Origin of the sequence: Bradyrhizobium sp. cir1 (assembly GCF_014198245.1) — a bacterium.
Taxonomy (GTDB): domain Bacteria; phylum Pseudomonadota; class Alphaproteobacteria; order Rhizobiales; family Xanthobacteraceae; genus Bradyrhizobium.
In genome coordinates this window covers 71,696-97,913 of the sequence record NZ_JACIHE010000008.1, presented here as the reverse complement: position 1 = coordinate 97,913, position 26,218 = coordinate 71,696, and the positions used below count along the sequence as shown (strand labels likewise).

Genomic DNA, 26,218 nt, shown 5'->3' with positions numbered 1-26,218 from the left:
GCAGATGAGCTCAACGGCCACCCAACCCGCGCGGACGCATGTACAGACGGGCCCCGAGGCTGCGGCCTGGGCCGAACGGCTGCGCGTGGCCAACATCAACCCGCGGACCGGGCTTGCCACTGACTATCTCAACCATTTCAATGAAGCCGTGATGCTGCTTGAAATGGTCCCTGACATGCCGGAATGCGCCGAAGATTTTTTGACCTGGTCGCCGCTGTCCTATGCCGAGCATTTCACCGCGTCCAATTTCAAGGCACGGGATCTGGCCATCGAGGCCTATGAGAAGGCCGATCCCAACGTGCGCGCCCAGTTCGACCACATCACGGACACCATGACCTCGATTCTGACCGCGGTCGGCTCGGCCATGCGCGAGGTCGACAAGGATACGACCCGGGTCCGCCTCGCCGAGCAGGCCACCCTCTGGGTCAAGCCGCTGATCGCCGCCTGCGGCGGCATCATCAATGGCGGCGCGGAGGCCGACGTCGACACCATCATGGCGAACTAGCGCCGTGCCGGCGGTCGTCCAGCCCAGCCATCCCCAGATCGCCGTCAGTGCCGCGATTTTCCGCGACGGCAAGGTGCTTCTGACCCGCCGCGCGCGCTCGCCCGCAAAAGGGTTCTATTCGCTGCCGGGCGGCCGGGTCGAGTTCGGCGAATCGCTGCACCAGGCGCTCAAGCGCGAGGTCGACGAGGAGACCGGGCTCGAGATCGAGATCATCGGGCTAGCCGGCTGGCGCGAGGTGCTGCCGGCTGCCCCCGGCGCCGGCCACTATCTGATCATGTCGTTTGCCGCCCGCTGGGCGGCCCGGGAGCCGGTCCTGAACGACGAGCTCGACGACTACCGCTGGATCGCCCCGGACGCCCTGGCGAGCCTCAGCGACCTCAAGCTGACCGGGGGGCTGGAGGAGGTCATCCAGTCCGCCCACCGGCTGCTTGGAGCCTGACGCCCGCCTTGCGCCGGCCGTCCCGAGGGGGCATACAGCCGCCGATGTCGACGCGATTTCTGGCCATTTTCGCCCTGATTGTCGCCTTCACGTCCGTGCCCGCGAGGGCCCAGGACGTGGCGGCGCCGTTCGACGGCGAATTGCAGCGGCTGGCCGAGATCCTGGGCGGGCTGCACTATCTGCGCGGCATCTGCGGGTCCAACGAGGGCAACAAATGGCGCAGCGAGATGCAGGCGCTGATCGACGCCGAAACCCCCTCCGGCGAGCGCCGCACCCGCATGATCGCCGGCTTCAACCGCGGCTATAACGGCTTCCAGCAGACCTACCGCAGTTGCACGCCGGCCGCGACGGTGGCGATCCGCCGCTATATCGAGGAAGGCTCGAAGATCTCGCGCGATCTCACCGCGCGCTACGCGAACTAGCTTCCCCCGTCATTCCGGGGCGCGCGCAGCGCGAACCCGGAATCCATTGTGCGGCAGTCTCTGCGGCCCGATGGATTCCGGGCTCGCGACTTCGTCGCGCCCCGGAATGACGAGTCGCGGCTGGAACCCTGTCATCGAGTTTGTTCACAGCCGTTAACCGTTCCTAAAGATGTGGCCTAGCGGGCGTTAATACGCGTGCTACACCTCTCGTGCAGCGCATCGCCGTGGACGCGCCTCCAGCCTTGTCGAGTTTCATGAGCCAGCCGATTTCCTACGCCCCCGCCCGCGCGCCGCTGCCCGATCACGAGCAGAAGCAGGCCGCACTGAGCTATCTCAACGAGGCCTGGGCCGAAGCGCGCCATGACGGCGTCGACGGCGATTGCCTGGCGCAGGCGAGCCTGTTTGCGGCCTTCGCCGAGCTCGTCGGCACCTATGGCGAGGACGCGGTGGCAAAATTCGTCGAGGGTTTTCCGGGCCGCATTCGCAACGGCGAATTCTCCGTCGACATCTCCAGGCAGTAAGCCCTGCCAGGACGCTTCGCCTAGTCCGTCTCGATCGGCAGCGACGGGTCTCGCGCCCACTCGCCCATCGAGCCGTCGTACAGCGTCAGCTTGTCGTAGCCGAGCTGCGTCAGCAGCAAGAGGTCGATCGTCGCCGAGATGCCGCCGCCGCAATACGCGATCACATTCTTGTCGCGCGTGACGCCCTGGGCGACGAACTTCGCTTCCGCATCCGCAAGGCTCGTCAGCGTCTTGTCGGCATTGACGAGCGTTGCGGCTGATACGTTGACGCTGCCGGGCACGCGGCCCGGCCGGCCGTAACGGCTCGGCTCAAGGCCGCGATGAAACTGCGGCCCGAGTGCGTTGACGATGACCGTTGAGGGATCCCCGATCATTGCCTTCACGATGTCCTTGTCGACGAAAAAGCCCGCGCGCGGCGCGGCCTTGAAGGTCGTCGCAGGATAGCCCTTCGGTGCACCGGTTTCAATCGACCGCCCCTCGTCCTTCCATTTGTCGAACCCGCCGTCGAGCACCTGCGCGTCGACGCCGAGGGAGCGCAGCATCCACCAGAACCGCGTCGACCACATCGTGGTGCCGATGCTGTAGAGACCGATGGTCTTGCCCGCATCGAGGCCGTGGCGGCCGAAGGCGGCCTCCAGCTGCGCAACATCAGGCATCATGAAGAGCGGTCGCGCGGTGTTGTCGGAGAACTCGCCTTGCAGGTCGAGGAAATCGGCACCGGGAATGTGGCCGGCCGCGAACGTCTTGTCGCCGGGCACCGCGCGATACGGCACGTCGCTGCCGGGCGGGACAGGCTCGTTGTAGGTCGTGCAGTCGTAGAGGCGGAGGTTGGGGTCGCCGAGGATGGCGGCGAGTTGCTCGGTGGTGATGAGGGGTGTCGATTCGGACATTGTCACCTCGCGCTGCAAAGCTGTAGCCCGGGTGAGCGTAGCGAAACCCGGGAACCTCGCAAAGTGAAAACCCGCATGTCGCTGCGCTCATGCGGGCTACGGCCCCTCGACTCGTCATTGCGAGCGAAGCGAAGCAATCCAGACTGCCGCCGCGGAGGGATTCTGGATTGCTTCGCTACGCTCGCAATGACGAGTGGGGAGACACTATGCGTCCCCACGACACATCACGTTACTGCTTCAGCGTCTCCAAAAACCGTACCGGCTCGCCTTGCGAGGGCGTGACCAGTTCGCCCTGCCACATCACGCGGCGGCCGCGGATGAAGGTGCCGACGGGCCAGCCGGTGACGCGCAACCCGTCGTAAGGCGTCCAGCCGGCCTTGGATGCGACCCATTTGTTGGTGATGGTCTCGCTGCGCTTGAGGTCGACGATGGTGAAGTCGGCGTCGTAGCCCGCGGCGATGCGGCCCTTGCAGGCCATGTTGTAGAGGCGTGCGGGGCCGGCGCTGGTGAGGTCGACGAAGCGGGCGAGCGACAGGCGGCCCGCATTGACGTGGTCGAGGATCAGCGGCACCAGCGTCTGCACGCCGGTCATGCCGGAGGGCGAGGCTGGGTAGGTCTTCTGCTTCTCCTCCAGCGTATGCGGGGCGTGGTCGGAGCCGAGCACGTCGATGATGCCCTGCTCGATGCCGCGCCAGATGCCGGCGCGGTGATCGGCGCCGCGCACCGGCGGGTTCATCTGCGCCAGCGTGCCGAGCCGCTCGTAGCATTCGGGCGCGACCAGCGTGAGATGATGCGGCGTCGCCTCGCAGGAGGCGACATCCTTGTGATCGCGCAGGAATTCGATCTCTTCCTTGGTCGAGATGTGCAGCACGTGGATGCGCTTGCCGGTCTCGTGCGCGAGCTTGACCAGGCGCTGCGTCGCCATCAGCGCCGCGGTCTCGTCGCGCCAGACCGGATGCGAGCGGGCGTCGCCCTCGATGCGCAGCGGCTTGCGCTCGTTGAGGCGGTATTCGTCCTCGGCATGGAACGCCGCACGGCGGCGGATCACCTGGAAGATGCGGCGCAGGCTCTCGTCGTCCTCGACCAGCAGCGCGCCGGTGGACGAGCCGATGAATACTTTTACGCCGGCGCAGCCCGGCGCGCGCTCCAGCACCGGCAGATCCTGCACGTTCTCGCGGGTGCCGCCGATGAAGAAGGCGAAATCGCAATGCATGCGATGATGGGCGCGCTTCACCTTGTCGGTGAAGGTGGCCTCCGTCACCGTCAATGGAGACGTGTTCGGCATCTCGAACACGGCGGTGACGCCGCCCATCACGGCGCTGCGCGAGCCGGTCTCGAGGTCTTCCTTCTGGTCCAGCCCGGGCTCGCGGAAATGCACCTGCGTGTCCATCACGCCGGGCAGGATGTGCAGGCCCTTGCAGTCGATCACCTCAGCGGCTGAGCCTTGCGACAGTGGGCCCAGTTCGGCGATGCGGCCGTTCGCGATGCCGATGTCGCGCTGGCCCTCTCCATCCTGGTTGACGACGGTGCCGCCTTTGAGGATCACATCGAAACGCTGGGTCATGGGGCCTCTCTCATCCCCAAGCGCAGGGCTCGAGGTCTTGTCGTTTATGCCTTGCGGGCTTACGTTCCGGAGCAACATGTCGCAAGAGATTTTCGCATGAAATCAGCGTTTCTTCCCGACCGGGGCGTGATCAAAATCGCGGGCGAGGATGCGCGCAACTTCCTCAACGGCCTGATCACGACCGACGTCGACAGGCTGGAGCCGGGCCTGGGGCGATTCGGCGCGCTGCTGACGCCGCAGGGCAAGATCATCGCCGATTTCCTGATCACGGAGGTGCCCGCCGGCCATGGCGGCGGGTTCCTGATCGATTGCCCGAAAGCGCTGGCGGACACCCTCGCCACCAAGCTGAAATTCTACAAGCTGCGCGCCAAGGTCACGGTGGAAAGCCTCGATCTCGGCGTGCTCGCGGCCTGGGGCGGCCAGCTGGCGGCGCAACCGGACCTTGCCTTCGCCGATCCGCGGAATGCCGAGCTCGGCACGCGCATCCTGATCCCCGAGGATCTCAAGCAGAAGCTGTCCGATCTCATCGGCGCCGAGCTGGTCGATGCGGCCGAGTACGAGGCGCACCGCATCGCGCTCGGCGTGCCGCGCGGCGGGCTCGATTTCATGTACAGCGATGCGTTCCCGCACGAGACCAACATGGACCGGCTCGCCGGCGTCGATTTCGACAAGGGCTGCTATGTCGGCCAGGAGGTCGTCTCGCGCATGCAGCATCGCGGCACCGCGCGCACGCGCAGCGTGAAGGTACTGCTCGATGACATCTCACCGGAAGTCGGCGTCAGCGTCATGGCCGGTGACAAGTCGGTCGGCACCATGGGCTCGTCGGCGCAAGGCAAGGGCATTGCGCTGGTGCGCATCGACCGTGTCGCCGACGCGCTCGATGCCGGCCAGCCGCTCACCGCCGGTGGCCTAGCGTTGAGGCTTGCGGAGCCGGACGTCGTTCGCATTCCAGCCAAGCAGCCCACCGCATGAGCCGCGCTCCCCGCCTGCATCCCGACGGCCTGACCCGCTGCCCCTGGCCCGGCGAGGATCCGCTCTATGTCGCCTATCACGACACCGAATGGGGCGTGCCCGAATATGACGATCGCGCGCTCTATGAAAAGCTGATCCTCGACGGTTTTCAGGCCGGCCTGTCCTGGATCACGATCTTGCGCAAGCGCGACAATTTCCGCAAAGCCTTCGACGATTTCCAGCCGGAGAAGATCGCGCGCTACAATGCCAAGAAAGTCCACGCGCTGATGAACGATGCCGGCATCGTGCGCAACCGCGCCAAGATCGACGGCGCGATCCTGAGCGCAAAGTCCTATCTCGACATCATGGAGAAGGGCCCGGGCTTCTCGAAGCTGCTGTGGGACTTCATGGGCGGCAAGCCCAAGGTCAACCACTTCAAGACCACCGCGAGCGTGCCGGCCTCGACGCCGCTGTCGGTGCAGATCTCCAAGGAGCTTGCCTCGCGCGGCTTCAAGTTCGTCGGGCCGACCATCGTCTACGCCTTCATGCAGGCGACCGGCATGGTCAACGACCATCTCGTCGATTGCCATTGCCACGCGACCTGCGGCAAGACGCAGCGCAAGCCGCGCCTTAGGGACAAATGACCGCGAAGAAGACGGCACGCGGCGCAGAGTCCCGCGCCTGGCAGCGCATGCTGTCGGGACGGCGGCTCGACCTGCTCGATCCCTCTCCGCTCGATGTCGAGATCGCCGACATCGCACATGGGCTGGCGCGCGTCGCGCGCTGGAACGGGCAGACCATTGGCGCGCACATCTTCTCGGTCGCGCAGCACACGCTACTGGTGGAAACCGTGCTGCGGCACGACATGCCGCGCGTGGACCAGCGCATGCGCCTTGCCGCGCTGCTGCACGATGCGCCCGAATATGTCATCGGCGACATGATCTCGCCGTTCAAGGCGGTGCTCGACGGCCATTACAAGGCGGTCGAGAAACGCCTGCTCGGTGCCATTCACATCCGCTTCGGCCTGCCGCCGGTGCTGGCGGACGAGATCACCCTGGCCATCAAGGCCGCCGATCGCGGTGCAGCCTATCTCGAGGCAACCGAGCTCGCCGGCTTCAGCGAGAGCGAGGCGCGGCGCCTGTTCGGCAAGGATCCGGGCCTCTCCGACAGCGTCCGGCGCGACTATCTCACGCCCTGGACCGCGGCGCGGGCGGAGAAGCAGTTTCTGGAGCGGTTCAACGCGGTGTTTGCATAGGTCCTGTAGGGTGGGCAAAGGCGCTCTTGCGCCGTGCCCACCATCTCTTCGCGTTTGCGACAAAAGTGGTGGGCACGGTTCCGCCTTCGCTCTTCGAGCTACGGCGGACATGTCGCTTTGCCCACCCTACGGCACCGGCTATAATCAGCGGCAAAAAGGTCCGCCATGATCCACGTCTGTTCCCTCGCCGCGCTTCCCGAAACCGTCCGCCTCACCAGGGCCAGCCACGTGCTGACCGTGATGGCCAATGTCGAGCAGGTGGCGCGTCCGGTATCGGTGCTGCCGGCCAACCATCTCAAGGTGTCGATGGACGACATCACCGAGGAGATGGACGGCTTTGTCGCACCGTCGGAGACACATATCGAGCAGGTGCTGAATTTCGTGCGGGGCTGGGACCGCAGCGCGCCGCTGGTGGTGCATTGCTATGCCGGCATCAGCCGCTCCACCGCGAGCGCCTTCGCCGCCGTCTGCGCGCTCAATCCGCATCGCGACGAGATCGAGATCGCCAGGAAGATCCGCGCCGCCTCGCCGATCGCCTCGCCGAACCGGCGCATCGTCGGCCTCGCCGACCGCGCGCTCGGGCGCAACGGCCGCATGCTGCGCGCGCTCGACGAGATGGGCCCGGGCGCAATGATGGTCGAGGGCCGCCCCTTCGTGATCGAGCTCGAATGACACACGCGATCTCAGCCGCATGAGCGAGACGCTGCTGACGCCGATCGAGATCGGCCTGACCGCCGCGATCGTCGCGATCGAGGACCATGAGCCGCTGATCCTCACCGCGCTCAGCAGCGACGGGCTGGCGGGCCTGCCGTTCGGCCCGTTCGATGCGCTGAGTCATCGCACCTTCGAGATCGGCCTGCGCGCCTGGGTCGAGGAGCAGGCGGGCCTGCGGCTCGGCTATGTCGAGCAGCTCTACACCTTTGGCGATCGCGGCCGTCATGCCGAGGCCGGCGACACCGGCGCGCATATGGTGTCGATCGGCTATCTCGCGCTCACACGCGCCGCGGGCGGCGAGCTCGCAGCAAACGGCGCAAGCTTCGAGCCGTGGTACCGCTTCCTGCCCTGGGAGGACTGGCGCGAGGAGCCGCCCGCGATCATCGCCCGCGACATCATCCCCGCGCTGACGGCGTGGGCGGAGCAGGAGACGCCGGAGACGACGCGCGCGTTGCCGCGCAAGGATCGCGTGCGGTTCTATTTCGGCCTCGACGGCGCGCCCTGGGACGAGGAGCGCGTGCTCGACCGCTACGAATTGCTGTACGAGGCCGGGCTGATCGAGGAGGCGCGGCGCGACGGCCGTCCTGCGGCATTAGCGCGCAAGGCGCTGCCGGCGCTCGGGACCTCGATGCGGTTCGATCACCGCCGAATTCTCGCCACGGGAATCGCGCGGCTGCGCGCAAAGCTGAAGTATCGTCCTGTGGTGTTTGAACTTTTGCCCGCCGAGTTCACACTTACGGAATTGCAGCATACGGTGGAGGCGATCTCCGGCCGGCATCTGCACAAGCAGAATTTCCGCCGCCTGGTCGAAACCGAAGCCCTGGTCGAACCGACCGGCGTGATGTCGACACAGACGGGCGGACGGCCGGCAGCGCTCTACCGCTTCCGCCGCGAGGTGCTCCAGGAGCGGCCCGCGCCGGGCTTGCGCGTTCGCTCCCGGCGCTAGAGCATGATCCGGACCCGGAGGGCCGCGTTAGCGCAAAGTGCGTTGCGGCTTTCCGGTAAGATCATGCGCAAGAACTAAGACCCTGATATCAGTGGTACCGGCCCCCTGCCCGCCGGTTGCCTGGAGGCTTCATGTTCGACGGCCCGTTCGACGTCTTTGCGCTGATCATTGCGATCATCGCCTTCCTGATCGCGATCAAGGCGTCCAGCCAGGCGACCGAGCAGCGCCGCCGGCTGAACCTGCTCGAAGAGAAGTTTTATGCGCAGCGGCCTGTGCAACCGCCGCCGCTGATGCCCGCGCAGGTGCAGGCTGAAGCGCCCGCAGCGCCCGCCGCCGAGCCGCCGCCGCTTGCGCCGGAAGCCGAGCCGGCGCCGCCTCCGCTCGTCACCGCAGAGGTTTCGCCACCCCCGCTCGAACCGAGCACGGGCGCCGAGGTGCCGCCTCCAGTGCCGGAGGCTGCGCCCGCGCCCGGGTTCGAGGAACGCCTCGGCACGCGCTGGGTGGTGTGGATCGGCGGCCTTGCGCTGGCGCTGGGCGGCTTCTTCATGGTGCGCTATTCGATCGAGGCCGGCCTGGTCGGCCCCGGCGTGCGCGTGTTCCTCGGCGGCCTGTTCGCAGCCGCGCTGCTGGGTGCCGGCGAATGGACGCGGCGCAAGGAGAGCATCTCCACCATCCAGGCGCTGCCGATCGCCAACATTCCCGCGATCCTCACCGCGGCCGGCACGGCGGTGGCGTTTGCCACCATCTACGCGGCCTATGCGCTCTATGGCTTCCTCGTGCCCGCAACCGCCTTCGTGCTGCTCGGCATCGTTGCCATGGGCACGCTCGCCGCAGCGTTGCTGCACGGGCCTGCGCTCGCAGGGCTTGGCGTGGTCGGCGCCTTCGCGACGCCGATCCTCGTCTCCAGCGGCAAGCCAGACTATTGGGCGCTCTACATCTATCTCGCCATCGTCACCGCCGCGAGTTTCGGCCTTGCCCGTATCCGGCTGTGGCGCTGGCTTGCGGTCACGACGATCGCCTTCGCGGTGCTCTGGATCTTCCCGGGTCTCGATACCGAACAGGTGCAGGTCGCGCCGCATGCCTTCCATGTCATCGCCGGCTTCGTGCTCGCTGCGCTGCTCGTGGTCTGCGGCTTCATGTTCGGCCCGACCATCGAGGAGGGCGAGATCGAGCCGGTCTCGTCGGGCGCGCTCGGCGCCTATCTGTTCGCTGCGATGCTGGTCGTGTTGTCGAGCGCGCATGCCGATCTCGCGCTGATCGCCTTCACGCTCATCGTCGGCGGGACGCTGTTCGTCGCCTGGCGTGCGCCGGCGGCGACCGGCGCGCTGGGCGCGGCTGCGGCAACCGTGTTCATCGTGTTCGCCGAATGGGCAGTGCGCGCCAATCCTGATATGCTGGTGCTGCCGGGCGGCCCGATCTTCGGCATCGGACCGACCGCGATCGACAGCTCGGTGACGCTGCATCTGGTGACGGCCGCGATCTTCGCCGCCGGCTTCGGCGTCGCGGGCTTTTTCGCGCAGGGCCGCTCGAATTCGGCGATCATTCCCGTGGTGTGGTCGGCGGCGGGCGTCGCGACGCCGATCGCGATCCTTGTCGCGCTCTATGCGCGCATCGCCCATCTCGACCGCTCAATCCCGTTCGCGATCCTCGCCGTCCTGCTCGCCGCCGCCTTTGGCGCCGCGACCGAAGTCCTCACGCGTCGCGAAGAACGACCGGGCGTTGCAACCTCGATCGCATTGTTCGCGACCGGCACGCTTGGCGCGCTGGCGCTGGCACTGACCTTTGCGCTGGAGAAGGGCTGGCTCACCATCGCGCTTGCGCTGATGTCGCTCGGCACCGCCTGGATCTCGTTGCAGCGGCCGATTCCGGTGCTGCGCCGGTTAGCTGCGATCTTCGCCGCGATCGTCACCGCGCGCATCATCTATGATCCGCGCATCGTCGGCGATGCCGTCGGCACCACGCCGATCTTCAACTGGCTGCTGTGGGGCTACGGCCTGCCCGCCGCCTCGTTCTGGGGCGCGAGCATCTTCCTGCGCCGCCGCGCCGACGATACGCCATTGCGCATTGTCGAGGCGGCCGCGATCCTGTTCACCGCGCTGCTCGCCTTCGTGGAGATCCGTCATTTCGCCACCGGCGGCCAGATGACCTCGGCGCCCTCGCTGCTCGAATGCGCGCTGCAGGTCTGCGTGACGCTCGCCATGGCGATCGGGCTGGAGCGCTTGCGGCTGCGCAACCGCAGCATCGTCTACAATGTCGGCGCGGTCGTGCTGACGGCGATCGCCGGGCTCATCAGCGTGTTCGGCCTCCTGATCCTGGAGAACCCGCTGATCTGGCACATCGACGTCGGCGGCGCGGTGTTCAACCTGCTGCTGCTCGGCTATGCGCTGCCGGCGGTGCTGATGCTGCTACTGTCCTATGCGGTGGTCGGCGAGCGCGGCAAGATCTACGCCAACACCATTGCCGGCGCCGCACTGGTGTTCGCGCTCGCCTATATCACGCTGGAGATCCGCCGCTTCTATCACGGCCCGATCCTCTCCAGCGGCCCGACGACGGGCGCCGAGCAATACACCTATTCGATCGGCTGGCTCGCCTTCGGCGTGGTGCTGCTCGGGGTCGGCATTCTCGTCAACTCGGAACGGGCGCGGCTGGCTTCCGCCGCCGTCATCGCGCTGACGATCCTGAAGGCGTTCGTCATCGACATGTCGACGCTGACAGGCGTCTACCGCGCGCTGTCGTTTATGTGCCTCGGCATCGTGCTGGTCGCGATCGGCTGGCTCTACCAGCGCATCCTGTTCCGGCGACAGGCCCCGCCGCCGCCTGCTCCGCAGGCGGGCAGCTAAAACGTCGGGCGAGGTACTTCACCTCTCCCCAGCGGGAGAGGTGAAGTAAGAGCGGGCGCTAGGCCGCGCGGACCGATTCCAGGAACTGCGCGACCTCGACCTTCAGGCGCGTGCTGTCGGTTGCCAGCGATTTCGCGGCCGACAGCACCTCGACCGAGGCCTCGCCGGTCTCGATCGCACCGCGCTGCACGTTGGTGATGTTGGAGGAAACCTCCTGCGTGCCGAGCGAGGCCTGCTGGACGTTGCGCGATATCTCCTGGGTCGCCGCGCCCTGCTGCTCGACGGCGGCGGCAATCGCCGCCGACACTTCGGACAGCCGCTCGATGGTGCCGCCGATCTCCTGGATCGCGCTGACGGATTCTTCCGTCGCGGCCTGGATGCCCGACACCTGCGCCCCGATCTCGCCGGTCGCCTTCGCGGTCTGCTCCGCCAGTGCCTTGACCTCGGACGCGACGACGGCAAAGCCGCGGCCGGCTTCGCCCGCCCGGGCCGCCTCGATGGTCGCATTCAGCGCCAAAAGGTTGGTCTGGCCCGCAATGGTGTTGATGAGCTCGACGACGTCGCCGATGCGGGAGGCCGCCTGCGACAGCGCGTTGACGCGCTCGTTGGTCCGCGCCGCTTGCTCGACCGCCTCCGCCGCCATCCGCGCCGAATCCTGCACGCGGCGGCTGATCTCGGTGATGGAGGACGACAGCTCCTCGGAGGCGGAGGCGACCGCCTGGACGTTGGTGGAAGCTTCTTCGGATGCCGCCGCGACGACGGTGGCGAGCTCCTTGCCGCGCTGCGCGGTGCCCGTCAGCGTCGACGCCGACGCCTCGAGCTCGGTCGAGGCCGAGGAAACGGTGCCGACGACTTCGCCGATCATCGCCTCGAACTTGCGCGTGATGGCATCGACCCGGCGGCCGCGTTCGATCTTGGCCTCGGCATCGAGCCGGGCCGCCTCGTCCGCCGCCCGCTTGGCGATCAGCGCTTCCTTGAAGATCTGCAGCGCATCCGCCATCGATCCGATCTCGGTCTTCTCGCCGCGATGCGGCACCTCGGCCGAGAGGTCGCCCTCGCCGAGCGACTGCATCGGCTTGATGATCGAAGCAATGCCTCGCGAAACGTCGCGCACGAGGTAATAGGCCGCGCCGATCGCGATCACGACCGAGAACACGATGATGCCGACCAGAACGCGGAAGATCAGCGCATAGCTGTCGGCCGCCTGCTTCGTCTCGAGCTCGGCGCCGCTGTTGTTGAGCTCGATACCCTTCTGCAGCAGCGGATCGGCCGCCTGGGCCATCTTCGCCACCTTGGTCTGCAGCATCTCATTGGCGTCGGTCGGGAAACGGCCGATGCTCTTGCGCGACAGTGCCATCACCTCCTGCACGCCGTTCAGGTATTCGGCCCACGCCCTGCTCCACTGCGCATAGAGCGAGCGCTCCTCGGGCGAATTGATCAAGGGCTCGTAGATCTTGCGTGTCTTCTCGATGCGCTCGCGCAGCGAGGCCAGCCGCTTCTCGGCCGCGTCCTTGCCCTCGGCGCTCTCCTGCATCAGGTGCAGGCGGAGCGCGACGCGCAGCTCGTTGATGTCGGCGCGGAGCGAGCCGAGCGCACGCACGCTCGGCAGCCAGGTTTCCGCGATCTCGACCGTATGGGCATTGATGTTCTGCATGGTGCCGATCGCCGTCACGCCGACGCCGGCGAGCGAGAGCACGAGGACCGACAACACGGTCAGAAGCTTGAAGACGATCGACAACTTCGACATCACGAGAAATCCCGGTGAGACCTAGCAACGTACGAATGACCCGCGCCGCAACCGTCGCGACGCGACGACAGGGCGAAAGTCAGTTCATCAATGCTGGCTGGTTCTTATCGCTCAGATTGCGCTCATAGTTGCAAACAGGCGTTAACAGGGAGCTACGTAGAACTACGAACGACCACAGCCGCCTGCCATTTTACCTGCAACCAACTGTTGCAGCCCGCAAGCATACTTCATGCTGCGATGCGAACGCACCAGCGCCTGACGCTGCAGCAGCGACCAAGGTGATGGAGAGCCGGCTGCTCTCAGGCGGCGCGCACGGTGCCCAGGAACTTGCTGACCTCGAGCTTGAGGCGGTTGCTGTCGCCCGACAGCATCTGCGCGGCGGACAGCACCTGCGAGGACGCCGAGCCGGTCTCGCTGGCGCCGCGCTGCACGTCGGTGATGTTGGACGAGACCTGATGGGTGCCTGCCGCCGCCTGCTGCACGTTGCGGGAAATTTCCTGCGTCGCCGCGCCCTGTTCCTCAACGGCAGCCGCGATCGTCGAGGAAATCTCGGACAGCTTTTCGATGGTGTCGCTGATGTCCCTGATGGCGCCGACCGATTCCTGCGTCGCGGCCTGAATGCCGCCGATCTGCTGGCCGATCTCGCCGGTTGCCTTCGCCGTCTGCTCGGCGAGCGCCTTGACCTCGGATGCGACGACCGCAAAGCCCTTGCCGGCCTCGCCGGCGCGCGCCGCCTCGATCGTGGCGTTGAGCGCCAGCAGGTTGGTCTGGCCCGCGATGGTGTTGATCAGCTCGACGACGTCGCCGATACGCGTCGCCGCCCTGGACAGTTCGCTGACGCGCTCGGTCGTGGTGCGCGCCTGGCTCACTGCCTCGCTCGCCACTCGTGCAGATTCCTGCACCTGGCGGCTGATCTCCGTGATCGAGGACGAGAGTTCTTCCGTTGCCGAGGCCACCGACTGCACGTTGGTGGACGCCTCTTCGGAGGCGGCGGCCACCATGGTGGTGAGCTGCTGGCCGCGCTCCGCGGTCGATGTCAGCGTCGATGCCGAGGCTTCCAGCTCGGTCGCAGCCGATGACACGGTATCGACGATCTCGCCGATCGCGGCCTCGAAACCGTCGGCAAGCTTGTGCATCTCCGCCTTGCGCTGCGCCGCTGCCGCCTGGTCCTGCCTGACCTTCGCCTCGGTTTCCTCGCGCGCCTTCTGTTCCGACAGGATCTTGAACTTCTCGACGGCCGCGGCGACGCCACCGACCTCGTCCTTGCGGCCGAGGCCGGGCAGCACCACGGAGAAATCGCCGCCGGCGAGCTTGTCCATCGCAACGGTCAGCGCGCGGATCGGCCGCGCGATGGCGAAGAAGGACATCAGCCAGGAGCCGATGAGTATGAGCATCGTACAGATGCCGACCACGATGCCGAGACGTTCGCTCGCGGACATCTCCTGCGCCGCGGCGGCAAGTTCTTCCTCGCTCTTGTGCTTGGCAAAGTCCGCGATCTCGCCCGTGATCGTATCGAGCTGGGCAGCAATCGGTAGGGTCACCTCACGCGCCAGGCGCACAACTTCTTCGGAGAGCTTGGCAGCGCCGGCGGCGTCCGTCTTCGCGAGGGCAATGACCTCACCGCGAATGGCGGCGTTCTGCTGCGCGCCCTTGAGATAGTCCGCTGACAGACTTTTCAGCTTCTGTATCCGCGCGCGATTTTCCTCGGAGTGGGACAGCTTGAGCATGGAATCGGCGATGTCGTTCAGCGCTCTTGATCGGTCGAGTAGACTCTCGCCCGCCTTTTGCAGCTCGGCGGCGTTGCCGGCGAGCCTGATATCGCGGACGGCGAGTTGCATGCTGCGCGCCGCGAGCTTGGCTTCCACCGCGTCACGAGCCAGCTCGAGCTGCACGACCGCGGCCTTGTTGGAGCCCCGCACATTGCCGTTGCCGACGAGCTGACTTGCGATGATGCAAAGGACCAGGAGGATGCCGAGTGCCGACGCGATCGCCAGCTTTGTTCCGATCCGCAAATTCCGAACGAGGCTCGACATTGGAGTTTCCCCAAAGAAATGCGCAGCCGAGTCATTGTCGGCGGCCCTGGCGTTGATCGCTCTTGCTTAAAAGTTGAGCGCCAGCCATTCCAAATTGGTTAACAATGGCCCCCGTGCAAATACGGGGCTAGCGCGAAAACTCCTTGAAATTCAGCACGTTACGCGAGCTCGACTGGTTAATCACACGCAGAGATGGGAACGTCAGGCAGCCCGCACGATCTCGAGAAATTTCCCGACCTCCAACTTCAGGCGGTTGCTGTCGCCGGACAGCATCTGCGCCGCGGACAGCACCTGCGAGGATGCTGAGCCGGTCTCGCTGGCGCCGCGCTGCACGTCGGTGATGTTGGACGAGACCTGCTGCGTGCCATGCGCGGCTTGCTGCACGTTGCGGGAGATTTCCTGCGTTGCCGCGCCCTGCTCTTCCACCGCAGCCGCGATCGTCGAGGAAATCTCGGACAGCTTTTCGATGGTGTCGCTGATGTCCCGGATGGCGCCGACCGATTCCTGCGTCGCGGCCTGTATGCCGGAGATCTGCTGGCCGATCTCGCCAGTCGCCTTCGCGGTCTGCTCGGCGAGCGCCTTGACCTCGGATGCGACGACGGCGAACCCCTTGCCGGCCTCGCCGGCACGTGCGGCTTCGATCGTGGCATTGAGCGCCAACAGGTTGGTCTGGCCTGCGATGGTGTTGATCAGCTCGACGACGTCGCCGATCCGCGTCGCAGCCTTGGACAATTCGCTGACGCGCTCGGTCGTGGTGCGCGCCTGCCCGACCGCCTCGCTCGCCACGCGCGCGGATTCCTGCACCTGCCGGCTGATCTCCGTGATCGAGGAGGACAGCTCTTCCGTAGCCGAGGCCACCGACTGCACGTTGGTCGAGGCTTCCTCCGAGGCTGCCGCAACCACGGTCGTGAGCTGCTGCGTGCGCTCGGCGGTCGAGGTGAGCGTGGTGGCGGACGCCTCGAGCTCGGTCGAGGCCGATGACACCGTCCCCACGATCTCGCCGACGGCGCCCTCGAAACTGTCGGCAAGCCTGCGCATCTCCGATTTGCGTTGCTCGGCTGCGATCTGATCCTGCCGCATCTTGGCTTCGGCTTCCTCGCGCGCCTTCTGCTCGGACACGAGCTTGAATTTCTCGACGGCGCCCGCAACCTCGCCGACCTCGTCCTTGCGGCCGAGGCCCGGCAGAATCACCGAGAAATCACCTCCGGCAAGCTTCTCCATCGCCGACGTCAGCGCGCGCATGGGCCGCGCGATGCTGAAGACGGAGAAGATGCACGCGCCGATCAGAACCAGCGCGACCAGCACGCCCGTGACGAGCGACACCCGGGCAACGGACGCGGCCTCGGCTTCCGCCTCCGCACGCGCCTCGGCGCTGCTCTGCTTGGCAAAATTCGTGATCTCGTTGGTCAGTTCCGAAATCTCTTCGTTGATCGGCGCCAGCATCTCCTTGCGGATGCGGTTGACCTCGGCCGCGAGCCTGGCGTGCTCCGCCGCTGCTTCGCCGTCCTTTTTGCCGTCGAGCGCGAGCTCCTGCTTGCGGATGGCTTCGATCTGCTGCTCGCCCTTGCTGAAATTGCCGATCAGCACGGTCAGGCGATCGATCCGCTTGTGGTTCTCCGGCGAGTGCGACAGCTTCGCCATCTCTCCCGAGAATTTCAGGGCGGCCGTCTGGCGATCGCCGAAATAGGTGACGGCCTTCTGCATCTCGGCCAGCGAGGATGAGGTCAGGATGTCGCGAATGCCGATCTGCATCCCGCGGACCGAGGCCTTCGCCTCCGCGGCGTTTTGCGCGATCGCCTGCTGGCCCGATGCGGCGTTGCTGAGCCTCTGAACTTCGGTGCCACCGCTCATCTGGAGGAAGAGCATGAGCGCGACGAGGGCGATGGTCAGCGCGGAGGTGACGGCGAGCTTGGTGCCAATTCGCAGGTTCTGAATGAACGACATTGAAGCATTCCCGGGATACGCATTGCCGCGCCGATGCGCGTGAACAGCCCGGGAGGCTAGCCGCGAGGTTCCTCATTAACGTTAAGTGAGAAGGCCTGCGGCCTGGGTAGAAATACTGAAAACGCCGCTCAAACCGTGGGACTTGCACACTTTTTGCGTGCAGTGAATTTGCACTTCGCGGATTTGCGGACAATGCGTCCGTTAACGGACCGCTCGTTTGCGATCCTCGTCAGCTGACCGTCTCGCCGACGATGCTGATACGGAACACCGGCTCCTTGTTCTCGTCGAGCAGCTCCATGCTCCACTTCGCATTCGGCTTCATGCTGCGCGCGATCCCGCCGAGCAGATTGGCGCAGACCTCGGTCATCTCGGTCCACGCGGCCGCGCGATCGTCGAACTCGTACGGCTGGTCGGCGGCACCGGAGTAGCGACCGGTACTGATGCGGAAGAAGTACAGCGACATCGTTGCACCCTTGTGTAGGGCCGCGTCCCCCGGCCGTACGCAAACTGGAACGCGAACAACTACCAACGCATGAAAGCCGCCGTCCGTATGACTACGGCGCGGCGGCTTCGTGTTCGATGGAAATATGCAACGACAAGGCACGGATCGCCCCGCGCCGCCAGCTCACTGGGTGGAGCGACGCAGCTCCAGCGGGCCCTCGTTCTTCGCAGGCTCCGACCTGACTTCGGACTTCACCGGCTCGAGCCGGCCGCTCTCGACACGCGGCGTCTCGACGCGCGCGGCGACCTCGGTGTTCGGCGCGCCGACCGAGCCGGTGTGCTCCGGGGAGCGCAGCGAACGCGGACGCGCCACCGCGCGCGCCATCAGCATCTGGTTGCCGCCCTGGTGATGGAAGTCGCAATAGGCGAAGCCCATGCCCGATACCGAGCCGCGGAAGCTGCGCTCGTCGGTCTTTTCCAGGTTGAAGCAGGGCTCGAACGGAATGCCCTTGATCGAGGCGCAGACGTTCTGGCCGCGGATCTGGAGCGTATTGCCGGGCAGGCGGAGATGTTTCACCGGGCCTGAACCCGAGAACTGCACGGCGCCGGCAGCACCGAGGTCGTCCAGGATGCGGCCCGCGCCGCGGGTGCCGTCGAAACAAGTGAAGGCGAATACCTTGCCGGCGACGAAGCGGCGCGCCTCGTCGGCATTCATGCTTCCTGCAATGGCCGGCGCAAACGTCGCTGCCGCCGTGACAGCCCCCAACACAATACGCGCAAGCATGCTCAACTCCGAACTCAACCCCCGCAGCGGGCGATGCCCTATCTCTTTACCCGCTGCTTACCATACGAACCAAGGCAACATTGGAGCAGCTTGGTTGGTAAAGTCTAAACGCCATTAGACAATTTTAACCACGATACGGCCCCGGACCTGACCGGCAAGGATTTTCGCGCCCAACTCCGAAACCTCGTCGAGCGAAATTTCATGAGTTATTTCAGATAGTTTTGTCCGATCCAAATCGGACGCGAGGCGTTGCCAGGCCGCCTTCCTCGGTTCGATCGGGCACATCACGGAATCGATGCCGAGAAGGCACACTCCGCGCAAAATAAACGGCGCGACGGAAGACGGCAGGTCCATACCGGCGGCCAGGCCGCAGGCGGCGATTGCGCCACCGTACTTCGTCATCGACAGGAGATTCGCCAGCGTGGTCGAGCCGACGCTGTCGACGCCGCCCGCCCAGCGCTCCTTGGCGAGGGGCTTTGCCGGCACCGACAATTCATTGCGATCGATGACCTCGGCGGCACCGAGGTGCTTGAGGTAGTCGGCTTCCGCCGCGCGGCCGGTCGAGGCGATGACGTGGTAGCCGAGCTTGGACAGCACGGCGATGGCGACCGAGCCGACGCCGCCGGCTGCGCCCGTGACCACCACGGGACCGCTCTTCGGCGACAGACCGTGCTTCTCCAGCGCCAGCACCGAGAGCATCGCGGTGAAGCCGGCGGTCCCGATCGCCATGGCGTCGCGCGCCGACAGGCCCTGCGGCAGGGCGACCAGCCAGTCGCCCTTCACCCGCGCCTTCTCGGCATAGGCGCCGAGATGGGTCTCGCCCATGCCCCAGCCGGTGCAGACGACCTTGTCACCCGCCTTCCACTGCGGATGCGAGGACGCTTCGACCGTGCCGGCAAAGTCGATGCCGGCGATCATCGGGAAGCGGCGCACCACCGGCGCCTTGCCGGTGAGCGCAAGGCCGTCCTTGTAGTTCAGCGTCGACCATTCGACGCGGACGGTGACGTCGCCCTCCATCAGCTCGGCTTCGTCGAACTGCGCGAGCTGCGCGGTGGTGCCCTTGTCCGCCTTGTCGACCCGGATCGCCTTGAATGTGGCCACGACTGCACTCCCTGACTTTGTTTGTCGGGGATGTTTAGCCGATCAGGCCGGCTGCGCAACCGCCCGCTGAACGGGTTTCTCGACGATCGGAAGGTTGATCAGCGCCGAGAGCACGCCGAACAGGATCGAGAGCCACCAGATCGGCGTGTAGGAACCGAACTTTTCGAACACGATGCCGCCGAGCCAGACGCCGAGGAAGCCGCCGACCTGATGGCTGACGAAGGCGAAGCCATAGAGCGTCGCAAGCCAGCGCGTGCCGAACATCAGCGCCACCAGCGCCGAGGTCGGCGGCACCGTCGACAGCCAGGTCAGGCCGGAGATAGCGCCGAACGCGATCGCCGAGAACGGTGTGATCGGGAACGAGATGAAGGCAAGCGTCGCAAGCGCACGCGTGAAATAGATGGTCGAGAGGATGTAGCGCTTGGGCAGATAGTTCTGGAGGTAGCCGACGCTGAGCGAGCCGATGATGTTGAACAGGCCGATCGCCGCGATCACCCAGCCGCCGGTTTGCGTCGAGATGCCGCGATCGACCAGGAAGGCCGGCAGATGCACGGTGATGAAGGCGAGCTGGAAGCCGCAGGTGAAGAAGCCGAGCACCAGCAGCACATAGGAGCGGTGGCCGAAGGCTTCCGCAAGCGCCTTGGTGAAGGTCTGCTCATCCGCGGGCGCTACGTTGGCGGTGCTTGCAACCGGCGGCGTCGAGAGCGCCAGCGACAGCGGGATGATCAGCAGCATCAGGAAGCCGAACACGGTGAGCGCCTGCTGCCAGCCGAAATTGTCGATGAGTGCGACGCCAATGGGCGCGAACAGGAATTGTCCGAACGAGCCCGCCGCGGTGCCAGCGCCGAGCGCAAGCCCGCGCTTCTCGGCCGGCAGGAGCTTGCTGAACGCCGACAGCACCAGGTTGAACGAGCAGCCGGCAAGACCAAAGCCGACCATCACGCCTGCGCCGACATTCAGTGACAGCGGCGTCGAGGAATAGCGCATCAGGAGCAGGCCGCCGGCATAGAGCAGAGCGCCGACGCACATCACCCGAAACAGGCCGAAGCGATCAGCGACAGCGCCGGCGAAGGGCTGGCCCAGTCCCCACAACAGATTCTGCACGGCGATCGCGAGGCCGAACACGTCGCGGCCCCACGCGAACTCGTGGCTCATCGGCTGCACGAAGAAGCCGAGCGCCGAGCGCGGGCCGAAACCCAGCATGCCGATGGCACAGCCGCAGAGAATGATGATCGCCGGTGTGCGCCAGTTGGAGGAACGTGTGGCCGGACCGAGCTCGCCCATCGATGTCGACATGGTGTGTTCCTTGTCTGTTGTTGGCGGTCCGGAATAGGCAGCCGCGAGCCAGCTCGTTTAATGCATTTGCATGAAAATCCCAAGTCAAAAGCGGTTGCATTCCACGAAGGGCTGTCGCGGGAGCATTGCATTTCAATGAGGCCTCCCCTGACGCGATCTGACGGGAATGTGTGCGGCAGGGCCTAGCGATCCTCCGCGGCGCGTGGTATCTTTTGATTTACTCATACTGAGCATATCTAAGTGACATGAAGTCCGCTCCGGCCCTCGGGCCGGATTACTCAGGCCCACAATATACTCAGTATGAGTATAAATGACACGAAAGGGAGGCTTCGATGCCGATCACTGAAATTTACGGCCCTGATGATTTTGCCGCCCGGCCTCAAGGCAAGGTCATCACCTCGCCCCACGCCGCGCCGGCGCGAACGGTTTCCGCGCTGCCGACGCCTTCGCTGGAATGGACGGAAGACGTCGAGCGCGCTACCGCGCCGCTCTATGAACGCGTGAAGCACGTGATCCCGCCGATCGAGTGGCCGCTAATGGCGCCGACGATTCACGCGATCAGCGAGCTGAAGCGCGCACGGAACGCGGTGATCCTCGCGCACAATTACCAGGCGCCGGAGATCTTCCACTGCGTCGCCGATATCGGCGGCGACTCGCTGCAGCTCGCGGTCGAGGCCACCAAGGTGAAGGCCGGCATCATCGTCCAGTGCGGCGTGCACTTCATGGCGGAGACCTCGAAGCTGCTCAACCCGGAGAAGACGGTGCTGATCCCGGATTCGCTCGCCGGCTGCTCGCTCGCCGCCAGCATCACCGGCGCCGACGTGCGGCTACTCCGCGAAAAATTTCCCGGCGTGCCCGTCGTCGCCTATGTCAACACGTCGGCGGAGGTGAAGGCCGAGGTCGACATCTGCTGCACCTCATCGAATGCGGTGCAGGTGGTCGAGAGCCTGAATGCCCCGACCGTGATCTTCCTGCCCGACCGTTACCTCGCGACCTACGTCGCCTCCAAGACCGACGTAAAAATCATCGCCTGGAAGGGCGCCTGCGAGGTGCATGAGCGCTTCAAGGGCGAGGAGCTGCGCGCCTATCGCGAGGCCGATCCGTCGGTGCAGATCATCGCGCATCCCGAATGTCCGCCGGACGTGCTGGCGGAGGCCGACTTCACCGGCTCGACCGCGCACATGATCAACTGGGTGCGCAACAAGCGGCCGCGACGACTGGTGATGATCACGGAATGCTCGATGGCCGACAATGTCCGCGCCGAGCTGCCTGATGTGGAGATGCTCCGCCCCTGCAATCTCTGCCCGCACATGAAGCGCATCACGCTCGCGAACATTTTGCAGAGCCTGCTGACGCTCGGCGAGGAAGTCACAATCGATCCTGAGCTGGCGGTGCGGGCAAGGCGATCAGTGGAGCGGATGATCAATCTGAAGAATTAGCAACACAAGTCGCAACAAACACAGCCGTCGTCCCGGACAAGCGCGCCTCAAGTGCGCGCAGATCCGGGACCCATAACCACAGGAAGATGTTTGGCGAAGAACGACGTTGAACAGATTCGCGCAACAACTTCCGCCGCGGCGTATGGGTCCCGGCCCCCCGCGCGCAATTGCGCGCTAGGCCGGGACGACGATGAGGAGAAAGCCATGACAAACAACATTCACAACCTCACCCGCTCGACCGACGACGTCGTCATCGTCGGCGGCGGCCTCGCCGGACTGTTTTGCGCGCTGAAGCTGGCACCGCGACCGGTGACGCTGATCTCGGCGGCACCGCTCGGACAGGGCGCGTCGTCCGCGTGGGCCCAAGGCGGCATCGCGGCGGCGGTGGCCGAAGGCGACACGCCGGAAGCACATGCCGCGGATACGATCGCGGTCGGCGGCGGCCTCGTCGACGAAGCCGTCGCTCTCGGCATTGCGCGCGAGGCGGCGCCGCGCATCCATGACCTTCTCACTTACGGCGTGCCGTTCGACCGCGACCTCGAGGGACGGCTGGCCGTGGGGCGGGAAGCTGCGCATTCGGCCCGGCGCATCGTGCATGTGCGCGGCGATGGAGCGGGCGCTGCGATCATCGCGGCCTTGACCGAGGCGGTACGCCGCACGCCCTCGATCCGCGTCGTCGAAGGTCTGGTCGCGGAGTCGCTGCTGACCGAGGACGGCGCCGTCACCGGCCTGCAGCTGCGCGAAGCCGGCAATCCCTCTGCACGGCCGGTCATGCTCGCCTCGCGTGCGGTGGTGCTGGCGACCGGCGGCATCGGCCATCTCTATGCCGTCACCACCAACCCGCTCGAGGCCAGCGGCTCGGGCCTTGCGATCGCAGCCCGCGCTGGCGCCGTGATCGCCGACCCTGAATTCATGCAGTTCCATCCCACCGCCATCATGGTCGGCCGCGATCCGGCGCCGCTCGCGACCGAAGCGCTGCGCGGCGAAGGCGCGACGCTGATCAACAGCCATGGCGAACGCTTCATGTCGGCGCGCCATCCGCTCGCCGAGCTCGCGCCGCGCGACATCGTAGCCCGCGGCATGTTCGCCGAGATCGCGGCCGGGCGCGGCGCCTTCCTCGATGCACGGGAGGCGCTGGGCACACGCTTCGCCGAAAAGTTTCCGACCGTGCATGCGAGCTGCATCGCCGCCGGGATCGATCCCGCGAGGCAAGCCATCCCGATCGCACCGGCCGCGCATTACCACATGGGCGGCATCGCCGTGGACGCGCGCGGCCGCAGCTCGATCGACGGGCTCTGGGCCGGCGGCGAAGTGTCGTCCACGGGCGCGCATGGCGCCAACCGCCTCGCCTCCAATTCGCTGCTGGAGGCGGTGGTCTATGCCGAGCGCATCGCCGACGACATCGCCGGCCGCACGGTGCCCTCGCCTGCCCGCCTTCCCGATACATTGACGACGCCACGCGGCGGCACGCCGGATGCAGCGGGCGTGAAACGGCTGCGCGCAATGATGAGCACGCATGTCGGCGTGATCCGCGATGACGACGGGCTTTCGGAAGCCGTGCGCCAGTTCGCCACGCTCGAACGCGAGGCTGGAAACATCGCTGTTCGCAACATGGCGATCTCGGCCCTGCTCGTTGCCGCTTCCGCCTGGATGCGGCGCGAGAGCCGCGGCGCGCATTTCCGTTCCGATCATCCGGCCGACATCCCCGCGCTGGCGCAGAGAACGATGACCACGCTCGCCGCAGCGCGCGAGGTCGCGGAGAGCCTGAGCGAGCGCCCGCTGCCGCGCATAGCGCAACCCCTGATCGCCTGAAGGAGCCTCCATGATCATCCCGACCTCGCTGCTCTATCCCGATGCCTTCCTCTCGCCGCTCGCGATCGGGGAGGCCGTCAATCGCGCCCTCGACGAAGACCTCGGCCGCGCCGGCGACATTACCTCGCTGGCGACGATCCCGGAGGCAACCGGGGCGCAGGCCATCCTGGCCGCGCGCCAGTCCGGCGTGATCGCCGGCCTGCCGCTGGCGCTGGCCACGCTACAAAAGCTCTCGGCCGACATCGAGGTGCGCGCGCATGTCCGCGACGCCGCACGCGTTACCCGCGGACAGCAGGTGCTGACGATCACAGGTCCGGCGCGCGCCATTCTCACCGCGGAGCGGACCGCGCTGAACTTTGTCGGCCGGCTGTCGGGCATAGCCACGCTCACGGCGGACTATGTCGCGCGCACCGAAGGCACCATGATGCGCATCTGCTGCACGCGAAAGACCACGCCGGGATTGCGCGCGCTGGAGAAATACGCGGTGCGCTGCGGCGGCGGCTTCAACCATCGCTTCGGCCTCGACGATGCGATCCTCATCAAGGACAATCACATCGCAGTTGCCGGCGGCATCCGTCCCGTGCTGGAACGCGCCCGCGCTCATGCCGGCCATCTCGTCAAGATCGAGATCGAGGTGGATACGCTGCTCCAGTTGCGCGAGGTGCTCGACACCGGGCTCGCCGACGCCGTGCTGCTCGACAATATGGACCTTGCGACCTTGCGCGAGGCGGTCAGGATCAACGAGGGCCGTCTCAAGCTGGAGGCGTCAGGCGGCGTCACGCTGGACTCGATTGCGGCAATCGCGGCGACCGGTGTCGACTACGCATCCTCCGGCGCCCTGACGCATTCGGCGCCGAATTTCGACTGCGCGTTGGACATCGAGGCTTAATGCGGTCTACTCCCTCTCCCCGTTCTTACGGGGCCGCGACGAGCTTCGCTCGCGCTGAGAGGATTGGGGTGAGGGGCTCTCTCCCCACGTGAGATCGCCGAGAGACCTGTACCCCCTCACCCGACGCGCTTCGCGCGTCGACCTCTCCCCGCAAGCGGGGAGAAGTGAAGACAGACTACCTCCGCTCGCTCACACCCATCTCCGCCGAGCTCTTGGCTTCCTGCGCGAGTTCGGCCGAAAGCGCGGCGGTCTGCGCGGGCGTGCCCCAGCTCGGTTCCTCGCTGCCGTCGCCCCAGTTGCGCGGCCGATAGAAGGTGTGCACGCCGGTCTTGTACATCTTCTTCATCTCGGCGACCCAGGACGGGCGCACCCAATAGGCGTGGTAGTGCGTCGACTTGCCGACCTCGGGCAGCCAGATCTGGCCGTCGAGCATCGCCTTCGAGATCTTCTTGGCGCGCTCCCACATCTCGGGCTCGCGGATCACGTCGGGATTGTTGTCGCAGGCAAAGGTGAACTGGCAGGCGAAATGGCGGTACTTGTTCTGGTAGACCACGCCGCACACGGTGTCGGGATATTTGCCGGAGAAGACGCGGTTCATCACCACCTGCGCCACCGCCATCTGTCCGCGCACGGCCTCGCCGCGGGATTCGAAATAGACGGCTTCGGCGAGGCACTTTTCCGACTTCGCACGCGACTTGTCGTCGAGCGCGAGCCGCTCCGCCGGCGACCTGGCGCGCTGGTTGTCGGCGTTGACCTCGCCCTTCGGCGCGACGCTCTCGCCGCTCTCGATGTCCTTGGCGATCTCCGCCGTCGGCGGGGTCAGCGAGGCCGTGACCTTCATGTCGGGATCGGGCATCACGATCAGCGGCTCGGCGCCGGGCTGCCAGCTCTCGATGCTCTCGAGATTGCCGCCGAGCGAGGAACTGCCAAAGAACAGGCTCGAGGTCTTGACGCTGAACGGATCGCGCACGGGTGTCGTCGGCGCGGTGGTCCGCTTCAGGGCCTCCAGCGGCTGCACTGCGAATGAGCGCGCGACGTCGCTGGCCTGCGGTGGATTGGAATATTGCGGCAATGGCGGCGCGCGCAGCGCTTCCGCAAGCTCCGGGTCGAGCGCGGCCGCGGACTCCGGCGACATCGCCTGCGGCAATGCAGCGGTCTTGGCGCCGAACACCGAGCTGTTCGACGTCGCGGGATCTTCCTGCGCTGGCATCGCGGCGGGCGGCGCGGTCTCGGGAACCGGCGTGGGCGCAGCGGTTGCGAGGCGATCACCCTTCAGCGAGCGATCGACCTTGGGAAAATCTGCGGCCTGGTAGCGCGGCGGCGCCTGCAGCGCCGGATTGCGGCTGATCGCGCCGGTTACGTCGCGGCCATCGATGCTTGCGAGGCGAACCATCGCGCTCTGCGGAACCGACGTGCCGATGGGGCGGGAAAAACTGTAGGTGGCGAGCTGGATCGAGGACGCCGCGGAGAACACCTGCTTCTGCCAACGCTCGGCGACGCCGGGCTGACGCGCCAGCAGGGAGGCAATGTCCTGATAGCCGGTCTCTCTCGGCATCAATGCGAAGATGCAGAGACCGATGCCGAAGGACGCGAACCGCGCGCCCTTCGGATGGTTACGCAACACTGACATCGATACGCTCACGCTACGCTTACGCCAGAAAAATCGAACCGCAGTACGTCCGTGC

General features: G+C 66.1%; 23 protein-coding genes. 13 read left to right on the top strand and 10 right to left on the bottom strand.

The window, feature by feature from the left end:
* Positions 1–4 precede the first annotated feature (4 nt).
* The 4 genes from GGD63_RS18240 to GGD63_RS18225 all read left to right on the top strand — a co-directional run bounded on the left by GGD63_RS18240 (position 5) and on the right by GGD63_RS18225 (position 1,887).
* The gene (locus GGD63_RS18240; RefSeq protein ID WP_183244400.1) at positions 5–505 is read left to right on the top strand and encodes a hypothetical protein; all 501 of its coding nucleotides are present in this window, start codon (positions 5–7) and stop codon (positions 503–505) included.
* Positions 506–509: 4 nt separating this feature from the next.
* Entirely contained in the window at positions 510–944 is a 435-nt protein-coding gene (locus GGD63_RS18235) for an NUDIX hydrolase (protein ID WP_183244398.1), read from the top strand.
* Between the two features lie 44 nt (positions 945–988).
* The gene (locus GGD63_RS18230; protein WP_183244396.1) at positions 989–1,366 is read left to right on the top strand and encodes a TIGR02301 family protein; all 378 of its coding nucleotides are present in this window, start codon (positions 989–991) and stop codon (positions 1,364–1,366) included.
* Positions 1,367–1,620: 254 nt separating this feature from the next.
* Positions 1,621–1,887 carry a hypothetical protein gene (locus GGD63_RS18225; RefSeq protein ID WP_008135624.1) on the top strand — a complete coding sequence of 89 codons (267 nt, stop codon included), beginning with the start codon at positions 1,621–1,623 and terminating at the stop codon, positions 1,885–1,887.
* A 20-nt stretch (positions 1,888–1,907) separates the two neighbouring features.
* Here the strand turns inward: GGD63_RS18225 and GGD63_RS18220 are convergent, their stop codons facing one another.
* Entirely contained in the window at positions 1,908–2,777 is an 870-nt protein-coding gene (locus tag GGD63_RS18220) for a sulfurtransferase (protein WP_183244394.1), read from the bottom strand.
* 229 nt (positions 2,778–3,006) lie between these two features.
* Complete coding sequence (locus tag GGD63_RS18215; RefSeq protein WP_183244392.1) at positions 3,007–4,341, bottom strand: dihydroorotase; 1,335 nt, start codon at positions 4,339–4,341, stop codon at positions 3,007–3,009.
* A gap of 96 nt (positions 4,342–4,437) precedes the next feature.
* Between GGD63_RS18215 and GGD63_RS18210 the strand changes: the two genes are divergently transcribed.
* The 6 genes from GGD63_RS18210 (at position 4,438) to GGD63_RS18185 (ending at position 11,047) form a co-directional block, all read left to right on the top strand.
* Positions 4,438–5,313, top strand: coding sequence for a folate-binding protein YgfZ (locus GGD63_RS18210; RefSeq protein WP_183244390.1), 876 nt, complete (start codon positions 4,438–4,440; stop codon positions 5,311–5,313).
* A complete protein-coding gene (locus tag GGD63_RS18205) occupies positions 5,310–5,936 on the top strand; it encodes a DNA-3-methyladenine glycosylase I (RefSeq protein ID WP_183244388.1) in 627 nt (208 codons plus the stop codon). Before GGD63_RS18210 ends, GGD63_RS18205 begins: the two co-directional genes overlap by 4 nt.
* The gene (locus GGD63_RS18200) at positions 5,933–6,547 is read left to right on the top strand and encodes a YfbR-like 5'-deoxynucleotidase (protein ID WP_183244386.1); all 615 of its coding nucleotides are present in this window, start codon (positions 5,933–5,935) and stop codon (positions 6,545–6,547) included. Before GGD63_RS18205 ends, GGD63_RS18200 begins: the two co-directional genes overlap by 4 nt.
* Positions 6,548–6,712: 165 nt before the next feature.
* Complete coding sequence (locus GGD63_RS18195; protein ID WP_183244384.1) at positions 6,713–7,219, top strand: tyrosine phosphatase family protein; 507 nt, start codon at positions 6,713–6,715, stop codon at positions 7,217–7,219.
* A 19-nt stretch (positions 7,220–7,238) separates the two neighbouring features.
* On the top strand, positions 7,239–8,207 hold the full coding sequence (locus tag GGD63_RS18190) for an NrtR DNA-binding winged helix domain-containing protein (protein WP_183244382.1): 969 nt from the start codon (positions 7,239–7,241) through the stop codon (positions 8,205–8,207).
* Between the two features lie 131 nt (positions 8,208–8,338).
* Complete coding sequence (locus tag GGD63_RS18185) at positions 8,339–11,047, top strand: DUF2339 domain-containing protein (protein ID WP_183244380.1); 2,709 nt, start codon at positions 8,339–8,341, stop codon at positions 11,045–11,047.
* Between the two features lie 58 nt (positions 11,048–11,105).
* On the opposite strand, the gene GGD63_RS18180 is transcribed toward GGD63_RS18185, so the two are convergent.
* From GGD63_RS18180 to GGD63_RS18150, 7 genes are all read right to left on the bottom strand, one after another.
* Positions 11,106–12,794: a methyl-accepting chemotaxis protein gene (locus tag GGD63_RS18180; RefSeq protein WP_183244378.1), complete on the bottom strand. Its 1,689-nt coding sequence runs from the start codon at positions 12,792–12,794 to the stop codon at positions 11,106–11,108.
* A 299-nt stretch (positions 12,795–13,093) separates the two neighbouring features.
* The gene (locus tag GGD63_RS18175; protein WP_183244376.1) at positions 13,094–14,827 is read right to left on the bottom strand and encodes a methyl-accepting chemotaxis protein; all 1,734 of its coding nucleotides are present in this window, start codon (positions 14,825–14,827) and stop codon (positions 13,094–13,096) included.
* A gap of 201 nt (positions 14,828–15,028) precedes the next feature.
* The gene (locus GGD63_RS18170; RefSeq protein ID WP_183244374.1) at positions 15,029–16,771 is read right to left on the bottom strand and encodes a methyl-accepting chemotaxis protein; all 1,743 of its coding nucleotides are present in this window, start codon (positions 16,769–16,771) and stop codon (positions 15,029–15,031) included.
* Positions 16,772–17,000: 229 nt separating this feature from the next.
* Positions 17,001–17,234: a DUF6894 family protein gene (locus tag GGD63_RS18165; protein ID WP_018648776.1), complete on the bottom strand. Its 234-nt coding sequence runs from the start codon at positions 17,232–17,234 to the stop codon at positions 17,001–17,003.
* A gap of 162 nt (positions 17,235–17,396) precedes the next feature.
* On the bottom strand, positions 17,397–17,996 hold the full coding sequence (locus GGD63_RS18160; RefSeq protein ID WP_183244372.1) for a hypothetical protein: 600 nt from the start codon (positions 17,994–17,996) through the stop codon (positions 17,397–17,399).
* A gap of 114 nt (positions 17,997–18,110) precedes the next feature.
* Positions 18,111–19,097, bottom strand: a complete 987-nt coding sequence (locus tag GGD63_RS18155) for an MDR family oxidoreductase (RefSeq protein ID WP_183244370.1) — start codon at positions 19,095–19,097, stop codon at positions 18,111–18,113.
* A 42-nt stretch (positions 19,098–19,139) separates the two neighbouring features.
* Positions 19,140–20,393, bottom strand: coding sequence for an MFS transporter (locus tag GGD63_RS18150; RefSeq protein WP_183244368.1), 1,254 nt, complete (start codon positions 20,391–20,393; stop codon positions 19,140–19,142).
* A 332-nt stretch (positions 20,394–20,725) separates the two neighbouring features.
* Here GGD63_RS18150 and nadA point away from each other — a divergent pair, with 332 nt between their 5' ends.
* The 3 genes from nadA (at position 20,726) to nadC (ending at position 24,533) form a co-directional block, all read left to right on the top strand.
* Positions 20,726–21,832: a quinolinate synthase NadA gene (gene nadA, locus GGD63_RS18145; protein ID WP_183244366.1), complete on the top strand. Its 1,107-nt coding sequence runs from the start codon at positions 20,726–20,728 to the stop codon at positions 21,830–21,832.
* 204 nt (positions 21,833–22,036) lie between these two features.
* Positions 22,037–23,644, top strand: a complete 1,608-nt coding sequence (locus GGD63_RS18140; RefSeq protein WP_183244364.1) for an L-aspartate oxidase — start codon at positions 22,037–22,039, stop codon at positions 23,642–23,644.
* Positions 23,645–23,654: 10 nt separating this feature from the next.
* A complete protein-coding gene (gene nadC / locus GGD63_RS18135; RefSeq protein ID WP_183244362.1) occupies positions 23,655–24,533 on the top strand; it encodes a carboxylating nicotinate-nucleotide diphosphorylase in 879 nt (292 codons plus the stop codon).
* Positions 24,534–24,708: 175 nt separating this feature from the next.
* Here the strand turns inward: nadC and GGD63_RS18130 are convergent, their stop codons facing one another.
* Positions 24,709–26,163 carry a cell wall hydrolase gene (locus GGD63_RS18130; protein WP_183244360.1) on the bottom strand — a complete coding sequence of 485 codons (1,455 nt, stop codon included), beginning with the start codon at positions 26,161–26,163 and terminating at the stop codon, positions 24,709–24,711.
* Positions 26,164–26,218: the final 55 nt, after the last annotated feature.

Excerpts from the sequence above, each read along its gene's own strand:
- GGD63_RS18195 (WP_183244384.1), top strand. The coding sequence starts at position 6,713 with ATGATCCACGTCTGTTCCCTCGCCGCGCTTCCCGAAACCGTCCGCCTC.
- GGD63_RS18165 (WP_018648776.1), bottom strand. The coding sequence starts at position 17,234 with ATGTCGCTGTACTTCTTCCGCATCAGTACCGGTCGCTACTCCGGTGCC.
- GGD63_RS18210 (WP_183244390.1), top strand. The coding sequence starts at position 4,438 with ATGAAATCAGCGTTTCTTCCCGACCGGGGCGTGATCAAAATCGCGGGC.
- GGD63_RS18230 (WP_183244396.1), top strand. The coding sequence starts at position 989 with ATGTCGACGCGATTTCTGGCCATTTTCGCCCTGATTGTCGCCTTCACG.
- GGD63_RS18190 (WP_183244382.1), top strand. The coding sequence starts at position 7,239 with ATGAGCGAGACGCTGCTGACGCCGATCGAGATCGGCCTGACCGCCGCG.
- GGD63_RS18160 (WP_183244372.1), bottom strand. The coding sequence starts at position 17,996 with ATGCTTGCGCGTATTGTGTTGGGGGCTGTCACGGCGGCAGCGACGTTT.
- GGD63_RS18240 (WP_183244400.1), top strand. The coding sequence starts at position 5 with ATGAGCTCAACGGCCACCCAACCCGCGCGGACGCATGTACAGACGGGC.
- GGD63_RS18170 (WP_183244374.1), bottom strand. The coding sequence starts at position 16,771 with ATGTCGTTCATTCAGAACCTGCGAATTGGCACCAAGCTCGCCGTCACC.
- GGD63_RS18200 (WP_183244386.1), top strand. The coding sequence starts at position 5,933 with ATGACCGCGAAGAAGACGGCACGCGGCGCAGAGTCCCGCGCCTGGCAG.
- GGD63_RS18150 (WP_183244368.1), bottom strand. The coding sequence starts at position 20,393 with ATGTCGACATCGATGGGCGAGCTCGGTCCGGCCACACGTTCCTCCAAC.
- GGD63_RS18185 (WP_183244380.1), top strand. The coding sequence starts at position 8,339 with ATGTTCGACGGCCCGTTCGACGTCTTTGCGCTGATCATTGCGATCATC.
- nadA (WP_183244366.1), top strand. The coding sequence starts at position 20,726 with ATGCCGATCACTGAAATTTACGGCCCTGATGATTTTGCCGCCCGGCCT.
- GGD63_RS18205 (WP_183244388.1), top strand. The coding sequence starts at position 5,310 with ATGAGCCGCGCTCCCCGCCTGCATCCCGACGGCCTGACCCGCTGCCCC.
- GGD63_RS18140 (WP_183244364.1), top strand. The coding sequence starts at position 22,037 with ATGACAAACAACATTCACAACCTCACCCGCTCGACCGACGACGTCGTC.
- nadC (WP_183244362.1), top strand. The coding sequence starts at position 23,655 with ATGATCATCCCGACCTCGCTGCTCTATCCCGATGCCTTCCTCTCGCCG.
- GGD63_RS18220 (WP_183244394.1), bottom strand. The coding sequence starts at position 2,777 with ATGTCCGAATCGACACCCCTCATCACCACCGAGCAACTCGCCGCCATC.
- GGD63_RS18130 (WP_183244360.1), bottom strand. The coding sequence starts at position 26,163 with ATGTCAGTGTTGCGTAACCATCCGAAGGGCGCGCGGTTCGCGTCCTTC.
- GGD63_RS18180 (WP_183244378.1), bottom strand. The coding sequence starts at position 12,794 with ATGTCGAAGTTGTCGATCGTCTTCAAGCTTCTGACCGTGTTGTCGGTC.
- GGD63_RS18175 (WP_183244376.1), bottom strand. The coding sequence starts at position 14,827 with ATGTCGAGCCTCGTTCGGAATTTGCGGATCGGAACAAAGCTGGCGATC.
- GGD63_RS18215 (WP_183244392.1), bottom strand. The coding sequence starts at position 4,341 with ATGACCCAGCGTTTCGATGTGATCCTCAAAGGCGGCACCGTCGTCAAC.
- GGD63_RS18225 (WP_008135624.1), top strand. The coding sequence starts at position 1,621 with ATGAGCCAGCCGATTTCCTACGCCCCCGCCCGCGCGCCGCTGCCCGAT.